At 37.3% G+C, this 16,216-nt stretch carries 13 protein-coding genes and 1 other RNA gene; 13 read left to right on the forward strand and 1 reads right to left on the reverse strand.

Translation table 11 applies throughout. The features are described from left to right. Nucleotides 1-2 precede the first annotated feature (2 nt). From rpoD to rnpB, 5 genes are all read left to right on the forward strand, one after another. Nucleotides 3-1,133, forward strand: a complete 1,131-nt coding sequence (gene rpoD, locus NV377_RS18040) for an RNA polymerase sigma factor RpoD (protein ID WP_258202186.1) — start codon at nt 3-5, stop codon at nt 1,131-1,133. Between the two features lie 77 nt (nt 1,134-1,210). Beyond that, a complete protein-coding gene (locus tag NV377_RS18045) occupies nt 1,211-2,047 on the forward strand; it encodes a hypothetical protein (RefSeq protein WP_258202187.1) in 837 nt (278 codons plus the stop codon). After that, nucleotides 2,047-2,820, forward strand: a complete 774-nt coding sequence (locus NV377_RS18050; RefSeq protein WP_258202188.1) for a tRNA (adenine(22)-N(1))-methyltransferase — start codon at nt 2,047-2,049, stop codon at nt 2,818-2,820. Before NV377_RS18045 ends, NV377_RS18050 begins: the two co-directional genes overlap by 1 nt. After that, on the forward strand, nt 2,796-3,917 hold the full coding sequence (locus tag NV377_RS18055) for a Nif3-like dinuclear metal center hexameric protein (RefSeq protein ID WP_258202189.1): 1,122 nt from the start codon (nt 2,796-2,798) through the stop codon (nt 3,915-3,917). The genes NV377_RS18050 and NV377_RS18055 overlap by 25 nt, the downstream gene beginning before the upstream one ends. A 284-nt stretch (nt 3,918-4,201) precedes the next feature. Then, an RNA gene (rnpB, locus tag NV377_RS18060) (RNase P RNA component class A) lies at nt 4,202-4,605 on the forward strand. Nucleotides 4,606-4,685: 80 nt separating this feature from the next. Here the strand turns inward: rnpB and NV377_RS18065 are convergent. Beyond that, complete coding sequence (locus NV377_RS18065) at nt 4,686-6,533, reverse strand: S8 family peptidase (RefSeq protein ID WP_258202190.1); 1,848 nt, start codon at nt 6,531-6,533, stop codon at nt 4,686-4,688. 157 nt (nt 6,534-6,690) lie between these two features. Between NV377_RS18065 and NV377_RS18070 the strand changes: the two genes are divergently transcribed. The 8 genes from NV377_RS18070 (at nt 6,691) to helD (ending at nt 16,073) form a co-directional block, all read left to right on the forward strand. Beyond that, nucleotides 6,691-7,191 carry a DUF3907 family protein gene (locus NV377_RS18070; RefSeq protein WP_258202191.1) on the forward strand — a complete coding sequence of 167 codons (501 nt, stop codon included), beginning with the start codon at nt 6,691-6,693 and terminating at the stop codon, nt 7,189-7,191. A 54-nt stretch (nt 7,192-7,245) separates the two neighbouring features. After that, the gene (locus NV377_RS18075) at nt 7,246-7,458 is read left to right on the forward strand and encodes a DUF1540 domain-containing protein (protein ID WP_258202192.1); all 213 of its coding nucleotides are present in this window, start codon (nt 7,246-7,248) and stop codon (nt 7,456-7,458) included. Between the two features lie 6 nt (nt 7,459-7,464). Further along, entirely contained in the window at nt 7,465-7,908 is a 444-nt protein-coding gene (locus tag NV377_RS18080) for a hypothetical protein (RefSeq protein ID WP_258202193.1), read from the forward strand. A 187-nt stretch (nt 7,909-8,095) separates the two neighbouring features. Further along, the gene (locus NV377_RS18085) at nt 8,096-9,031 is read left to right on the forward strand and encodes a glycoside hydrolase family 43 protein (RefSeq protein WP_258202194.1); all 936 of its coding nucleotides are present in this window, start codon (nt 8,096-8,098) and stop codon (nt 9,029-9,031) included. Nucleotides 9,032-9,072: 41 nt separating this feature from the next. After that, nucleotides 9,073-10,353, forward strand: a complete 1,281-nt coding sequence (locus tag NV377_RS18090; protein ID WP_258202195.1) for a serine hydrolase domain-containing protein — start codon at nt 9,073-9,075, stop codon at nt 10,351-10,353. 275 nt (nt 10,354-10,628) lie between these two features. Then, nucleotides 10,629-11,408 (forward strand): ABC transporter ATP-binding protein, encoded by a 780-nt coding sequence (locus tag NV377_RS18095; protein WP_258202196.1) that lies wholly within the window; start codon nt 10,629-10,631, stop codon nt 11,406-11,408. After that, nucleotides 11,384-13,786: an alpha/beta hydrolase gene (locus tag NV377_RS18100; RefSeq protein WP_258202197.1), complete on the forward strand. Its 2,403-nt coding sequence runs from the start codon at nt 11,384-11,386 to the stop codon at nt 13,784-13,786. Before NV377_RS18095 ends, NV377_RS18100 begins: the two co-directional genes overlap by 25 nt. Beyond that, nucleotides 13,767-16,073 carry an RNA polymerase recycling motor HelD gene (gene helD / locus NV377_RS18105; protein WP_258202198.1) on the forward strand — a complete coding sequence of 769 codons (2,307 nt, stop codon included), beginning with the start codon at nt 13,767-13,769 and terminating at the stop codon, nt 16,071-16,073. Before NV377_RS18100 ends, helD begins: the two co-directional genes overlap by 20 nt. Nucleotides 16,074-16,216 lie beyond the last annotated feature (143 nt).

A 16,216-nucleotide genomic window follows, 5' to 3' on the forward strand; every position in this document is an offset into this window, starting at 1 on the left:
AAATGGCGAATGATCAGCATACTGAATTAGATACTGAGCAAAAGTTGGATCATGCGAAGGATCAACTGATTGAAATAGGTAAGAAGAGATCTTCTTTAACTTATAAAGAGATAATGGAGAAGCTTTCTCCCTTTGATCAGGAACCAGAGCAAATCGATGAATTTTTCGAACAATTAGATGACCTTGGTATTGAGGTGTTGAACGAAAAAGAAGAAGAAAATCCACTTGCGCCTGCTGGAGAAGATCAGGAGCGTGAAGGGGATGACTTTAATTTTGATGATGATCTAGCGTTGCCGCCAGGTATCAAAATTAATGACCCTGTACGTATGTATCTTAAGGAGATTGGTCGAGTTCCATTGCTATCTTCAGAAGATGAGATTGAGTTAGCTATTCGTATTGAGAATGGTGATGAAGAAGCGAAGAAACGCTTAGCTGAGGCTAACTTACGACTTGTTGTAAGTATAGCAAAACGTTATGTTGGGCGTGGAATGCTATTCCTTGACTTAATTCAAGAAGGTAATATGGGTCTTCTTAAGGCAGTTGAGAAATTTGACTACGAGAAGGGCTTTAAGTTTAGTACGTATGCTACATGGTGGATTCGTCAAGCCATTACGCGTGCGATAGCTGACCAAGCACGTACGATTCGTATCCCTGTTCATATGGTGGAAACAATCAATAAACTAATTCGTGTTTCTCGTCAATTACTACAAGAACTTGGACGCGAACCAACTCCAGAAGAAATTGCTGCTGAGATGGAATTAAGCACTGAAAAAGTTCGTGAAATAATGAAGATCGCTCAAGAGCCGGTTTCTCTTGAAACACCTATCGGTGAAGAAGATGATTCCCATCTTGGAGACTTTATTGAAGATCAGGAAGCACTTGCACCCGCAGATGCCGCTGCTTACGAATTATTAAAAGAACAGCTTGAAGATGTTCTAGATACTTTAACTGAACGTGAAGAGAATGTACTTCGCTTACGTTTTGGTCTAGATGACGGTCGTACGCGTACGCTAGAAGAAGTAGGTAAAGTCTTCGGTGTTACACGTGAACGTATTCGTCAAATCGAAGCGAAAGCACTTAGAAAGCTTCGTCATCCAAGCCGTAGCAAACGTCTTAAAGATTTCCTTGAATAGATGATTTATGATGAGATGACCTTTCTGCGCTGCAGTTAGGTCATTTTCTCAATAAACCTAAGGAAAGGATCATGCGAATGAAAGCTGAACGCAGAACGATAATTGTTCGAGAAATTGAACATTGGCGAAGATCAAAACTATTGCCTGATCATTATTGCGATTTTTTAATTAATTTGTATGCTGATCCAGTAGCCGCTCCAAAATCGGAAGTTCCAGATCATATTGTAGGAAAAGCAATTATGGCTGTTTCTAAAGCTACAGGAAAACAATGGTTTCTAACTTTTGGAATTTTCACCTTGATTTCGTTTGTTGTGCTTTATTTTAGCGTTTTTCACATTGCATTGCAAATCGCTCTAATCTTGGTTGGAACAGGGCTGTTATTATGGCTCGGAGAAAGAATCCGAGTGAACAATCCACCTATCGGATTTTTAACGATAACGTTAGGTCATCTATTGTTTTTATGCGGCGGATTATTTATCATTCATGATCAGGAGTTTACAGAATGGTATTGGAATGGCGGATTAATAGTCATTTGTGCATTGATATGGATTGTATATGGAATTAAACAAAAATTAAGTGCATTGCACTTTTGCGGATGGCTTACATTTCTCTTGGCATATTCTTTGTTGCTACATCAACTTACAACAGGACAAGAGTGGTATGAGGTTCAATTGTACTGGGTTCCACTAGCAATTCTGTATGGTTGGGTGAGTTGGTTTATTCATCGCTTCAGTAAGCCTGTAGCGGGCGTAATGTTATTAACAGCAATTTGCACTTGGTTTATGCCAGAAATATTCCAATTTATGTTCATTGATCAAACGGACTTTATTCATCTTCAACTTATTGCTAAAATGATTATTGGTGGATTAACTTTATTTTTACTTCGAAAACAATGGATGGTGTGGGTAATTTAATGATTCAACTTTCTAAAAGACTTCAAACAGTCGCAGATTACATAACAGCAGGAAATAAAGTAGCAGATATAGGTTCTGATCATGCTTTATTACCAGTTTATCTTATTCAGTCAACTAAATGCCCTTCTGCTATTGCAGGTGAATTGAATGAAGGACCATGGCAAGCGGCGCGTAAACAAATCGCAAATGCAGGTTTATCGGTAAAAATTGATGCTAGACGCGGAAACGGCTTAGCTGTCATTACTCCCAATGAAGTTGATACGATTACCATTTGTGGCATGGGTGGCGTATTAATGTCGGATATTCTTGAAGAAGGTCTTCAAACGGGCAAATTAGAAGGTGTTAAGGAATTAGTACTTCAACCGAATGTAGGTGAAGATACAGTTCGTAGATGGTTAGTTCAAAATCATTGGGCTCTTATTGATGAGATTATTATTGAAGAAGATGGAAAAATTTACGAAGTTCTTCATGCCATCAGATCAGATGAAGCAGACCAACATAATAAGCAGCTATTTAGCGGTAAGCATATATCTTTTCCTTTTAGCGAATCACAGAATGAAACAATTATGTTCCGAATGGGGCCACATCTATTGCCAAAACGTAATAATGTGTTACTCAAAAAATGGCAATCAGAAATACAGAAACTTGAATATATCATGACTTCGCTGCAACAATCTACACTCGATTCAGCTAAGGCGAAGCTTGAGGCAACCGAGCAAGAGAAAAATCAAATTTCGGAGGTGCTGAAATGGCTGTTCACGGACAAACAATAATACAATATATGGAACAGTTCGCACCGAAATATTATGCAGTTGAACATGATACTATCGGTTTACAATTAGGAACACTAGATAAGAAAATCGATACTGTACTTATTACACTTGATGTTACATTAGCGGTTGTTGAAGAAGCGATTTCTATTGAAGCACAATTAATTATCGCTCATCATGCGATCATTTTCAGACCTATTGCCAAAATTGATACATCTACGCCTGCGGGAAAATTGTATGAGCTACTAATTAAAAATGATATTGCTGTATATATATCACATACCAATCTTGATGTTGCAATAGGTGGCGTGAATGACTTATTAGCAGATGCTGCAGGGATGATATCAGAAGGGCGTAAAAACCTAGAAACAACTTATGTGGACCCAATGTATAAGCTAGTCGTGTTCATTCCTGAGAAGTCAGTAGAGAGCGTTCAACAAGCGATATGGCGCGCAGGTGGGGGACATATCGGTAACTACAGTCATTGCAGTTATCAATCAGCGGGCGTAGGTACTTTTATGGCTGAAGAAAATAGTAACCCCTTTGTAGGGAAAAAACATGAGATACATCATGAACAGGAAGTAAGGTTTGAATGTATTGTTCAGGGCAGCAATCAACGTAAAGTAATTCAAACAATGATTAAGGCACATCCATATGAAGAAGTAGCGTATGATCTGATTCCCATTCACAATCAAGGAACTAATTATGGGTTGGGAAGAAGTGGTGCTCTTGCAGAACCAACAACACTTGGTCAGTTAGCTGAGAAGTTGAAAAAGGTCTATGATGTGCCTTCACTTCGTGTTGTAGGTGATCTTAACACTCCAATAAAAAAAATTGCTGTGCTTGGTGGTATGGGCGCTAAATATGTGAAATCCGCAAAATTTTCAGGTGCTGATGTACTAATTACTGGAGATATAGATTTCCATACTGCTCATGATGCGCTTGCAGACGGAATGACCATTATTGATCCAGGTCATCATATCGAGAAGGTTATGATTCAAGGTGTCACTATTTGGCTTACGAACAAATGTGGTAAAGAAAAAGTTGATGTGAAAATTATTGCATCTTCAGTTCATACTGAACCTTTTACTTTTGTTTAGATATAGTTATTGTAAAATAGATATTACTTAAAGTGAAAGTTCAAAAAGTGGGCTTTCGAGAACCGAGAAGATGAAGAGCTACTTGAGGAAGGAGGAAACGCAAGTGTACATGTTTCGTACACGCGTACCGGACTTCCCAAGTTCGCTTCATATTCGATGCCGAATAAGCTACATTAGTATATTCATCGTTATCAAAGTCCGCTTTTTGAACAACCTCTAAAATAATTTCCAACCTTTTCTCTTGAGTTATTGCTAAGAAATAGGTATACTGTAATCTGCATCGGAAAGTTTGACAGACAATCGCTGGTAGCCTAGATGCTACGAGAGGAAAGTCCGGGCTCCGCATGGCAGGATGCTGGATAACGTCCAGTCGGCGCAAGCTGAAGGATAGTGCCACAGAAATGGACCGCCGATGACTGACTTATGTCAGAACAGGTAAGGGTGGAACCGTGGTGTAAGAGACCACGAGGTGCGTAGGTGACTACGTTCCTGGTAAACCCCATCTGGAGCAAAACCGAGAGAATGCAGTAGCTTCGTGCTACAGCCTTAGCCTGAGGCGCGTTCGGGTGAGTTGCTTGAGCCATATAGCAATGTATGGCCTAGATAGATGATTGTCGCTTGTAGTGGGAGGGTCGTTCCCGTTATTACCACTTATAGTACAGAACCCGGCTTAAGGCAAACTTTCCGCACGACTAATGCTAACAACAAAGAGCCATCCACATACCAATTTCGCTAACGCGAAATGGTATGTGGATGGCTCTTATTGCTTTACTGATTAATAAGTTTATCTAATTTATTCTTAACAGACTGAGGATAAGTTTGTAATGTTCCTTCAAATCCAGCTGCCATCGTTAATGCGCGATAGACGTCGATTTCACCGTAGCCAAAGTAATCATCTTTACCAGTATCGCCTAGATCAGTTGCACTTTGTCGCATAATTTCCATCACTTGAACATTAGTAAGTGATGGATTAAGTGTACGAATTAGTCCTGCTAACGCAGCGACATGAGGAGATGCCATGGAAGTTCCAGATAAAGAAGCATACTGGCCGCCAATATATGTGCTTGCTATAGAATCACCAGGGGCAACTACATCGATATAATCACCATAATTGGAAAATGATGCTCGTTCTCGGTTATTTGTCGTAGCTCCAACCGCGAAAACTTCTGAGTATGCTGCGGGATAACCTGGGCGGCTCGTATTGTCATTACCGCTTGCTGCGACAAGAACGACATCATGATTATATGCATATTGGATTGCTTCGTGCAAGAAATCAGCTGATGCATAATTACCAAGACTCATATTAATAACTTTCGCACCATGATCAGTAGCCCATATAATCCCTTGAGCAACACTATACGTAGAACCAGAACCACTACTATTGAGTACTTTAACTGGCAAAATTTTATTGTACCAAGAAACTCCTGCTACACCTTCATCGTTATCTACTGTTGCACCAATAATTCCTGCTACATGTGTACCGTGACCAAAGTCATCGTTGGAATTAGTAGAAGAATCATTCACATTATACCCTTCAAGCAGTCGATTAGTTAGATCAGGATGATCTGATTGAACTCCAGTATCTAGAACAGCGATAATAACATCTTCACTACCCTTTGAAATGTTCCAACCCGTCACAGCTTGTATATCTGGAATATTCCATTGATATTTCTCGAATAATACATCGTTAGGAATAGTTTCAACATTAGTCTCTTCGTTTGTCATATACAAATAGTGAGGTTCGATAAATTTAAGCTCATAGTTTTCTTTGAAATATGCGATTAATTGTTCTGTACTTAATTCATTCGATTTAAATATAAAAGTGGTCCCTATTTGCAGAACTTGCTCACAATGAATTTCTTCCTTTAACTTATCAAGCTGTGGTTGATCAATCTCTTTCATGAATTGTACAACAACCTCATTTTTGAAGTAATGACTTGCATCGCCATTATCTTCACCATCAATAACAGTTGTATCAACGGTGGAATTAGGTTTTACTGATTCAATTTTCATTTGTCCTTCTGCAGGATAAGGAATTAATCGCAAATTGTTTCTTTGATGTTGTTCAACTTGCGGTAAAATGGATTCTTTAACAACGGCAATGACTTTTGTATGATCTTTAATTAGACCCAGCACACGATATTTTTCATGGTCTAAGCCATAGAAACTATCAGAGTCGTATAGATCACCGTTGACATAAAGTTGATCTGCTTGCTTCATATATGAATTTGCAAGGGATTGTTCGGATGAAGGGATGTCTCCTCTCTGTATTTTTGCTTTATCGTTTTCCCACCGAATATATACATAATGAGGATGTTCACTTTGGAAGCGGGTGATGATATTAGTCGCTTCTTTTGCTTGTTTTTCTTTAGCTAGTTGCTCCAAATCAGATTGCATTTCAGTTATGACAAGTTGCAAACTATTGTCCATGTTCTTTTGTAATATACTCAATTTTTGTTCCTTCTCAATTGCCGCATGCTCGGAATCATTCTTCACATTTAGTTGAGGTAACTGTGCTATTTCATTACTCTGTTTCTCTTTATTAGGTAAAAGCTGCATCACTAAAATGACAGCTACAATTACACCAATAATGGTATACCATTTTTTGGACATCATTAACACTCCCTATTGTTCTGTTTTAACGTATCCTTATTTTTAGTAAAAGACAGTATTTTATACAGAACAGCGAGTTAAATAGTACCGTTTTGTAACAATTTGTGATAGGATATAAATGTTATAGTTTTGTTTGGAATATGAAAGGGGATCTACCAACATGCCTTCGACTAATGTTAAGGGGCTGAGTGAATCAGCTCGTGAGAAACTAAAGGAAGCGATTGCTCAACTTGAACCTTTCCTTAACAATTTCTCACTCGATCATCTAATAAGTGAAGAGAAAACAGAAGAAGAACAATTATTTTACAGAGGTTTTCTAGCTGATCTTCGCCATTTGCTTGTATATTCTGAAGTTTCGTTTGAGAAGCTAGGAGTTCTACTTAGAAGACCGAATTTTGATACTGATTTTGCTGAACGCGCATTGTATGAAGTTTATCATAATTGTGTAAATGCCTTTTTCTATCCTAAGAATGAATGTTATTCCGAGGATGGTCGTTATGCTTATACTGGACAAGATGCTATTCGCTTCCGTTACAAACCGAAGCGTGAAGCTAGAAATGTTATTATGAATATTACAAAATATTATGAAGACCTTCGCGACGAGTTGGCGTATTACGAAAGTGATTACATGACTCAACGTCGTATGATGGGGAAAAAATAGGATCGAATAAATCATCTCGTTATCAGGGCAAACTGATAGTGGAGGTGATTTTTTATGCCAAAAGGCGTAGCTTGTAGTGTAGCAAACTGTAACTATTGGGAAGAAAATAATCAATGTGGTGCAGCATCTATTCAGATTGAAATTGACGCTCATGCTAATCGGAATTTTATGAATGAGTTTGCGAGTGAATTTGTATCTGATGAACACCAGGATACTGCAAATCAATCAGCAGAGACTTGTTGCCTTACATTCAGTCCGAAGGGGTGATTGTGAATGGCAAGAAACCGTAAATATGGTGGTATGAGTCGTAATTATCGAAATCTGCCGATAACTCATCGCAGTAATATTCCTAATGACGATACGTCAGTTCTTCAACACGAACCAATTCCTCCATTAGAACACGGTGGAATTTATGAAGAGATGGGAGCTGACTTCACGTATGAAGAGATGATTGCTCATGATCATGCACCTCGAACGATTATGAGTTTTAATGATTCAGATCAACGTGTAGGTGCTATCGGCTGGTACGTCGGAACATTAGCTTTAGTCATTGCGATAAGTGCATTATTCATCTGGCCATTTTGGACAGGCTTATCAGCATTAGCATTATCTTCAATGTCTTACTCACAAGGAACTAAAGCAATCGCGTGGCTTTCAGGTACGATCGCTGTGGTTGCAATTGCATCATCGATTTTTGAATATTTCATCTTATTATAGTCAATTGATTAATTCAGCAGGCAGAAGTTCACTAAATAAAGTGAACTTCTGCCTATTTTTGTGCAATGAACAGGAGATTTTCTATTGTTCGCAGATACATTCTCCTGTAATCTTTGTTTAGAATACTTTGGTAATTTATGAGCTAATTTGTTAGGTATTTATTATTTATTATTATGGAGGAAAACTAATGTCATTCAATCAACTGAAAGATCAACCTTATGAAGCTTATCTTTTTGTATATTTTACTGTCGAGGATGAAGGTGGAGAACAAGTCTATTTTTCATTGAGCGAAGATGGACTACATTGGAAGGACTTGAATAATGGTAAGCCGGTATTAAGTTCTGCAATAGGGGAATGTGGAGTGCGTGACCCTTTCATTATAAGATCACCTTTGGATCAGAAATTTTACATTATTGCGACGGATTTGCGGATTGCGAGTAGAAAAGGCTGGGATGTCGCTCAACATAGCGGTAGCCGCTCAATCGTAGTATGGGAATCTAATGACCTTGTGCATTGGTCAAAGGAAAGAAGCGTTACTATAGATATTCCTAATGCAGGGTGTGTATGGGCACCAGAATCGATATATGACGAGGACACAGAGGAGCATCTAATATTTTGGGCTTCGATGGTCAAAAGAGACGAAAACTCTCCGAAACAAATCATCTACAGCTTTAGAACGAAAGATTTTAAAAATTTCACAAAGCCAGAAATATATATCGAACGAGAAAATCATATTATCGATACAACAATTATTAAGGATGGTAACTTTTATTATCGCTACTCTAAAGATGAAACGAAGAAATGCATTACAGTTGAAAGAAGTAGTTCTTTGTCACCTTCATCGTACATTGATATGAAATCTCCTGTTCTTGATAACATTCTCGGAGTAGAGGGACCTGCAATATTCAAATTCAATGATCGGGACGAGTGGTGTTTGATGATAGATCAATTTGCGACGCAGAAAGGTTATTTACCTTTAGTTACTGATGACCTTACCAGCGGTCATTTCCGTATTTTGAGTGAAGCTGAATATTGTTTAGGAGATAGTCTTAAAAGACACGGATCTATCTTGAATATTACTCGAAACGAATATGAATCGTTAGTCCGAACTTACAGCGTGTGAGGCTTGTAAGAAAGGGCAAAAGTATAAGGGGTGAAATCTAATTGAAATCGATTCGGTTTAAGTTGGAAGACTATATTAATAGCTACATGGAATTATGGGATTTTTTCGGAGTAGTTCAAGTCATAAAGAGAGGCGAAGTGCTTTTCGAGAAGGCGTACGGGTCTGCAAGCATCGAATTTGGTATTAAAAACGAAATTAATTCATGCTTCTCAATTGCTTCCATCTCAAAACAGTTTACAGCCTTTGCGATTATGCTCTTACATGACAAGGAAATGCTAGACATCGATAAATCTGCACAATTATATCTCCCTTCAAATATGAAGATTGATGAGTCGATCACTGTTCATCATTTACTATCGCATACTTCTGGTTTATATAATTTTTATAATTTTGATAATGATTTTTTTGCTGGATACAATAGAATGAATTATTCGAGAAGTTATTTCTTCCAGCATTATATCAGTAAAAAGCCTGCAAATCGCTCAGGTATGGAATATGATTACAATAATTCAAATTATAATTTGCTTGCATGGATTATTGAACATGTTTCAGGTCAGAAATATGCAGATTATATTCGAAATAACATCTTTCTACCACTGAATATGATGCACAGCGATGTTGATGACGGAAGTAAACCAATAAAAAATAGGTCATGTAATTATTCAAAAGATTATGATGCAAACATCAAGAGTCCATATCATAATGAGAAATTTAGCATAGGTGCAGGAGCCATAGTTTCAAACTGCGATGATTTGTACAAATGGTATGTTTGTTTGCGAGATCGTAACATGTTGTCGCTAAAAACATATACAAGGTTTTTCAAAGAGAACAACAATAATTACTGCTATGGACTGGAACATCATCATGTTTACGACACAGATAGGTACTCCCATGGGGGAGATCATCTTGGGGTCAGCGCATATGTGCAGCATTATTATGATGAAGATATATGTATTAACATTCTTTCAAATAATGAAGCTATCGATCAATACAGACTGGGTAATGCAATGTCAAATATTTTGCATCAAGTTGATGTTGATGTTCCGACTAAATATGAAGAATTGTCCATCAACGAAAACAAGCTTAAAGAATATTGCGGAACATACTTAAAAGATAAGATCGAAGTAGAGTTTATTAATGGAAAATTATACTTCACGAGATTTGCTGGAAATCTTCATATTGAGATCTATCCAATAGGTGAAGGAAGATTTGTTCGAAGACATTCTGATCAGATCCATCCTTACATAATTACAGAGAACGACAATGGAAAAATGACGTTTTTTGGTTATCAAAAAGATGATCCTGAAATATTCATCAAATAATTGAAATAACACCTAAATTAAGATTAGAAAAATAATTCAGTTTAGTTAGTGAGTATTTTAGATCTAAAATTGAGTAAACGGGAGTTCAATAAAACAGCAGCAGTCAGTGACTTTATTTATTAGTCGCTAGCTGCTGTTATTTCTATAATGGTAGGACTAGTTCTATATGCTCATTGAGCTTCAGTGTGTTCAATTAGCTTATGGATTTGAGAGCAAAGACAGATATATCGTGGTAGAATGAATATTATATAACAGCTGATATTGGAGGAATAGTCGTGATTGTACAAATAGATAATGTAACTTGGGAACGAGAAGATAAAGTAATATTACAAAATGTGAACTGGTCAATTCAGCAAGGTGAACATTGGTGTTTACTAGGATTGAACGGATCTGGGAAGACTACACTACTCAATATGATCAATGGCTATCAGTGGCCTACATCTGGTGTTATTAGCGTATTGGGTCATCGATTTGGTACCTACGATTTACGTGAGCTTCGCAAAGAAATTGGTTGGGTAAGTACTGCACTTCAACAAAAACTTTATGGCAGTGATGATGCTTTGAATATCGTATTAAGTGGAAGAGAAGCATCTATAGGAGTATACGACCAACCTTCTGCAGAAGATATAGAGAAAGCGATGGATTTATTGGTAGCATTGCGTTGCGAGTATCTCGCACACCGTGCATATCGTACGTTGTCTCAAGGAGAGAAGCAAAGAGTACTAATTGCTAGAGCATTAATGAATGAACCCAAATTATTAATATTAGATGAGCCATGTACTGGACTAGATATTATAGCAAGAGAGCAATTGCTTGATATGATTAATAATATTTCTAATCAGCCTAATTGTCCGACATTAATCTATGTAACACATCATGTAGAAGAAATATTACCGTGTTTTAGTCATACGTTGTTATTAAAGTCAGGTGAAATATTCGCACAGGGTGAAACCTCTGAAGTATTAACACCTCAGACTATGAGTCAATTTTATGAAGTTCCTGTACATTTAGAAAAGGAGAATGATCGGTTTTGGTTAACGATTTCGAAGAGATAACGGAAGAACCAATTGTTCGAAAATCACTAAAAGTTAGATTGTACGAGTGGATGAAAAGAAGATGGCAATTCATGCTTATGAAGGAGTCTGCTTTCGTTTATTCTTTTTCGTTGATCTTCCTGCTAGCACTTTGTATAGAATGGGTAGTAGTTATACCGGGAATACCAACAGGACTAGGAATTATTATTGATTACTTAATATTTGGAAGCTTATATGTAATTTTATTAATTATCGCTTTCACTTTATTGAAGTCTATATTGGCTTTTTTCTATTTGCATAAATGTGCAAGTATGATCGCTAGTATAGCCATATTGGTTTCACAAAGTTATATATTAATGCTGAAATCGAATTGGGGATGGAAAGTATCCTTGTTCATGACAACGATAATTATAATCATTACGACTTTGGTCGCATTATATGCATCATATTTATTTGCATACCGCAAAAAAACATTCACTTATATTACGTGCAATCTGGTTATCCTATTTCTAGTTATTGCGTTAGGAAATGAGGCTCGCGAAAATTTTTTCGGTGATGATAAGGATCTAATTACTCAGTTATATGAAGATGTTTTGTTAAGTCCAGACATGTCATCAGATGATAAAGATAGTAGTGCGGATGTGAATCATGATGGAAGTACACAACAAGTACTTTTATCGCTGGACCGATTTAGTAACGACCCTTCCGAAGTTGGAAGCTTCGAAGTTAGACATTACGATTACGAAAGTTATGCGGACGATACTGATTTTATGACTGGAGAAGTAGAAAATATTATCTATACTGCACCGATGGATGGATCAGATGTATTAAAGGATTGGAAATGGACGAAAGAATTATATTGGGGTTTTTCAGAAAATCAGATTCCGATTAACGGTCAAGTATGGACTCCTGTTGGAGAAGGCGAATTTCCAATCGTATTCATAATGCATGGTAATCATGTAGGTGAAGAAGATTCCTCAGATGGTTATGCTTATCTAGGTGAATTACTAGCTTCACAAGGGATGATTGTTTGTTCAATTGATGCAAACTTTCTGAATTACTCCGTTTGGTCTGGAATCGTTGATGATGACCAATTGTTGCGCTCTTGGTTGATGCTAGCCCATATAACTTCATTTTACGAGCATCAATACGATCAACTTTCGATTGATTGGGATCAAGTAGCTTTAATAGGTCATTCGCGTGGTGGTCAAGCAGCAGCGATGGCTGTAGATGCGAAAAAATGGTTAGTAGACAATGAGATGACAAGTATATTAGATGAAGTATCTATTAAAGCTGTCGTTGGCATAGCCCCTACAGATTATCGAGTCGATAGTAAGCAAGCAAACTTGCACAATGTAAACTATCTAACTTTACATGGGACGATGGATTCAGATCTTACGGAATCATTTGGTGATAGACAATATGAACGAACCAAATTCAATGAAGAGGGTCACTTCAAGGCTACAGTTGAATTGTATCATGCCAATCATGGTCAATTTAATACCATATGGGGAAAATATGATGAGCAGTTTCCTGGAGCGATATTACTTAATACTGCTGACCTAATGTCAGGTATTGACCAACGAAAGGCTGCTCAAATCTTTATTAGTAGTTTCCTACAGGCAAGCTTATTGCAACAAGATCAGTATAAAGCGATATTTCAAGATTTTCGAACAGTAGGACAATATTTGCCCCCAACAGGATATGTTACTCGTTATAGTAGTTCGAATGAGTCGTTGTTATTCAATTTTGAACAAGACTATACTGATTCTCCATGGAGTACATCACCTGATCTAGAGGCAGAAGTTATTGAACTTAAAGGTAGAAGTGATGGAGTGAAGCAGAACAGTGCTTTATGGTTGCAATGGTTTGGGGAGCAACAACATATTACGTTTAACCTGACAAATCAGCAGCAAATTATATTGAATAAGAACATCGAGGCGATCACGATTTCGTTTGCCCGAACAGATTATCGTCAAGTCGCTGTTACAAGTGAAGAGAATGACTTAGAAGCGACGACGACTGATCAAAGTACAGATCCCATATTAGAAATCGATAAACTGGACGTAACGTTACCTATTGAGTTAGAATTGTATTCCGACATATTTGGAACAATTCAGTTAGATCTAGCTTCTTACTTCAGTTTATTAGCGCCTGCGGAAGATGATTTCACAAAATCGAGCATACTTGAAGAGCGCATTAAAAAGGGGAAGTATGATGTTAAGGTGGAACCATTATTACAAACCTATATCATTCCAATGAATTTATTTGGCGAAAATATAAATTTATCCGACATGCAACAAATCTCGTTATATTTCAACCAACCATCAGGAAGTTTAATTGTTGATAACATAGGAGTTATTACAGAGGGAGGAACATATGTCCAGTATAACAGATGATCGAAACAGTGAAGAGCGGCGTGTACGAGATATTATACAATTAGTTCGCAAGCGCTTAGAGCATATAGAGGATGAGAAAGGTGATGTCAAATCAGAAATAGTAGATATTAAAACCAATTTCTGGGACGATGTTACTTTAAACTTTGAGGATTCTGCGGAATCTGCCGAAAGTCATGCGAGTATGAAACAACAAGCAGAATTGCTTTCAGAACGAGAACGTAGTTATAGACTACTGTCTGAACAAATTCGATTGCTGCATAAATTTGAGCAGAGTCCTTATTTTGGAAGAATTGATGTTTCAGAAGCTGGCGGACCTGTGGAGGCTATATATCTCGGAGTAGGCTCACTGCTCGATGATAATAATGAGAACTACTTGATCTACGATTGGCGGGCTCCGATAAGCAGCGTCTATTATGATTATGGACCTGGACCGATTACTTACCGTACGCCTAGTGGTGACATTGATGGCGAAATGACATTGAAGCGTCAATATAATATTCGTTATGGCAATTTAGTAAGTATGTTCGATACTGGAGTAACGATCGGAGACGAGATTTTACAAGAAGTTCTTGGCAAACATTCCGATGCTCAGATGAAAAGTATTGTTGCTACAATTCAACAAGAACAAAACGCCATTATTCGCAATGAACAAGCGAAATTGTTAGTTGTTCAAGGTTCAGCGGGAAGCGGGAAAACTTCAGCTGCACTGCAACGTGTAGCGTATTTACTATATCGTTACCGTGAAAGTTTGAACGCAGATCAGATTGTCCTTTTCAGTCCCAATCCAATGTTCAATAGCTATGTCTCAACGGTGTTACCTGAACTCGGCGAGCAAAATATGCAACAAACAACATATCAACAATATTTAGAACATAGATTAGGTCGTAAAATTCATCTAGAAGATCCTTTTACACAAATGGAATACAGCTTAACTCAGTATGAGGATGAGCATTATGAAGCTCGTATGGCAAGTATTCATTTGAAATCCTCTACTGAGTTTATGAATGTCATTAATGATTACGTCAAGTATCTAAGTGAGCAAGGTATGAAGTTTAAAAATATCGTATTCCGTGATAAAGTACTCATCTCACATGAGCAAATAACGGAACAATTTTATCGATTAGATCCAACGCAATCGATACCACTGCGCCTGAAGGAATTAACAGATTGGTTGCTCAAGGAATTATATGCATTAGGGAAAGTAGAGCAACAAGAAGCTTGGGTTGATGAAGAAATAGAGTTACTTGATACTGAGCAATATGCCGAAGCATTCCAACATCTAATAAAAAAGAAGAAGTTCAATGAAAACTCATTCGATGATTTTCAAGCTGAGCGAGATTACTTAGCGACTAAAATTGTTCAACAGCAGTTCAAAAAACTTAGAAGCCATGTGAAGCAGCTTAGATATGTAGACGTAAAAGGTGTCTACAAAAAAATGTTTATTCAGAAGCAATGGGGTAATGCTTCCAACCCGCTTTGGTCTGACATTGCAAAATTAACATTAGATGCTTTATCGCGAAACATTATGTTGTATGAAGATGCGACACCATATTTGTATCTAAAAGAAAAATTAGAAGGATTCCAAACGAATACGAGTGTAAAATATGTATTTATTGATGAAGGTCAAGATTATTCAGCTTTTCAACTGCAATACATGAGGAAAATATTCCCTAGAAGCAAGATGACTATTGTAGGAGATTTGAATCAATCGATATTTGTTCACTCTTCTTTGCAGGAGAAGTTCACTCCTTTCGAGAATTTATTCTCAGAGGAAGAAACGGAACGTATGACATTGCTTCGTAGCTATCGCTCTACTCATGAGATTATCGAATTCACAGCATCGATGATTGAAGGTGGTGACCAGATTATCCCGTTCAATCGCCATGGCGAAGTTCCAGAAGTTACTGTACTTGATTCAGTCGATCAGTATGATCAACAAATCGATGACAAATTACATCATTGGATTCGTGAAGGCTATACCTCTATTGCAATTATTTGCAAGACGGCTCATGAAAGTAAGTTGGTCTTTGAACGATTACAAGATAGGTGGAAAGTATTACGCTTAGTCGATCAAGAAACAGTTACATTCCAGCAAGGTATTATGGTCATTCCTGCTTACTTAGCTAAAGGTGTAGAATTTGATGCTGTTATGATCTATGACGCGAGTTCCAAACAATATCATTTGGAACGTGAACGGAAATTGTTCTATACAGCCTGTACAAGAGCAATGCATGAATTACATCTATTTTCACTTGGAAAACCATCGCCATTTATTCCAAACAAATAACTTCAATGTTATGTTTGCAAGCTATACGATATTTATTTTATGTAAATCGTATAGCTTGTTTTAATTCTATGTTGTAATAAATGGGGATTTTCTCTTTAATATGATGTATAGTGCAAATGAATGGGCTAGTGGTTCATGTTCTA

Source organism: Paenibacillus endoradicis, assembly GCF_024721975.1.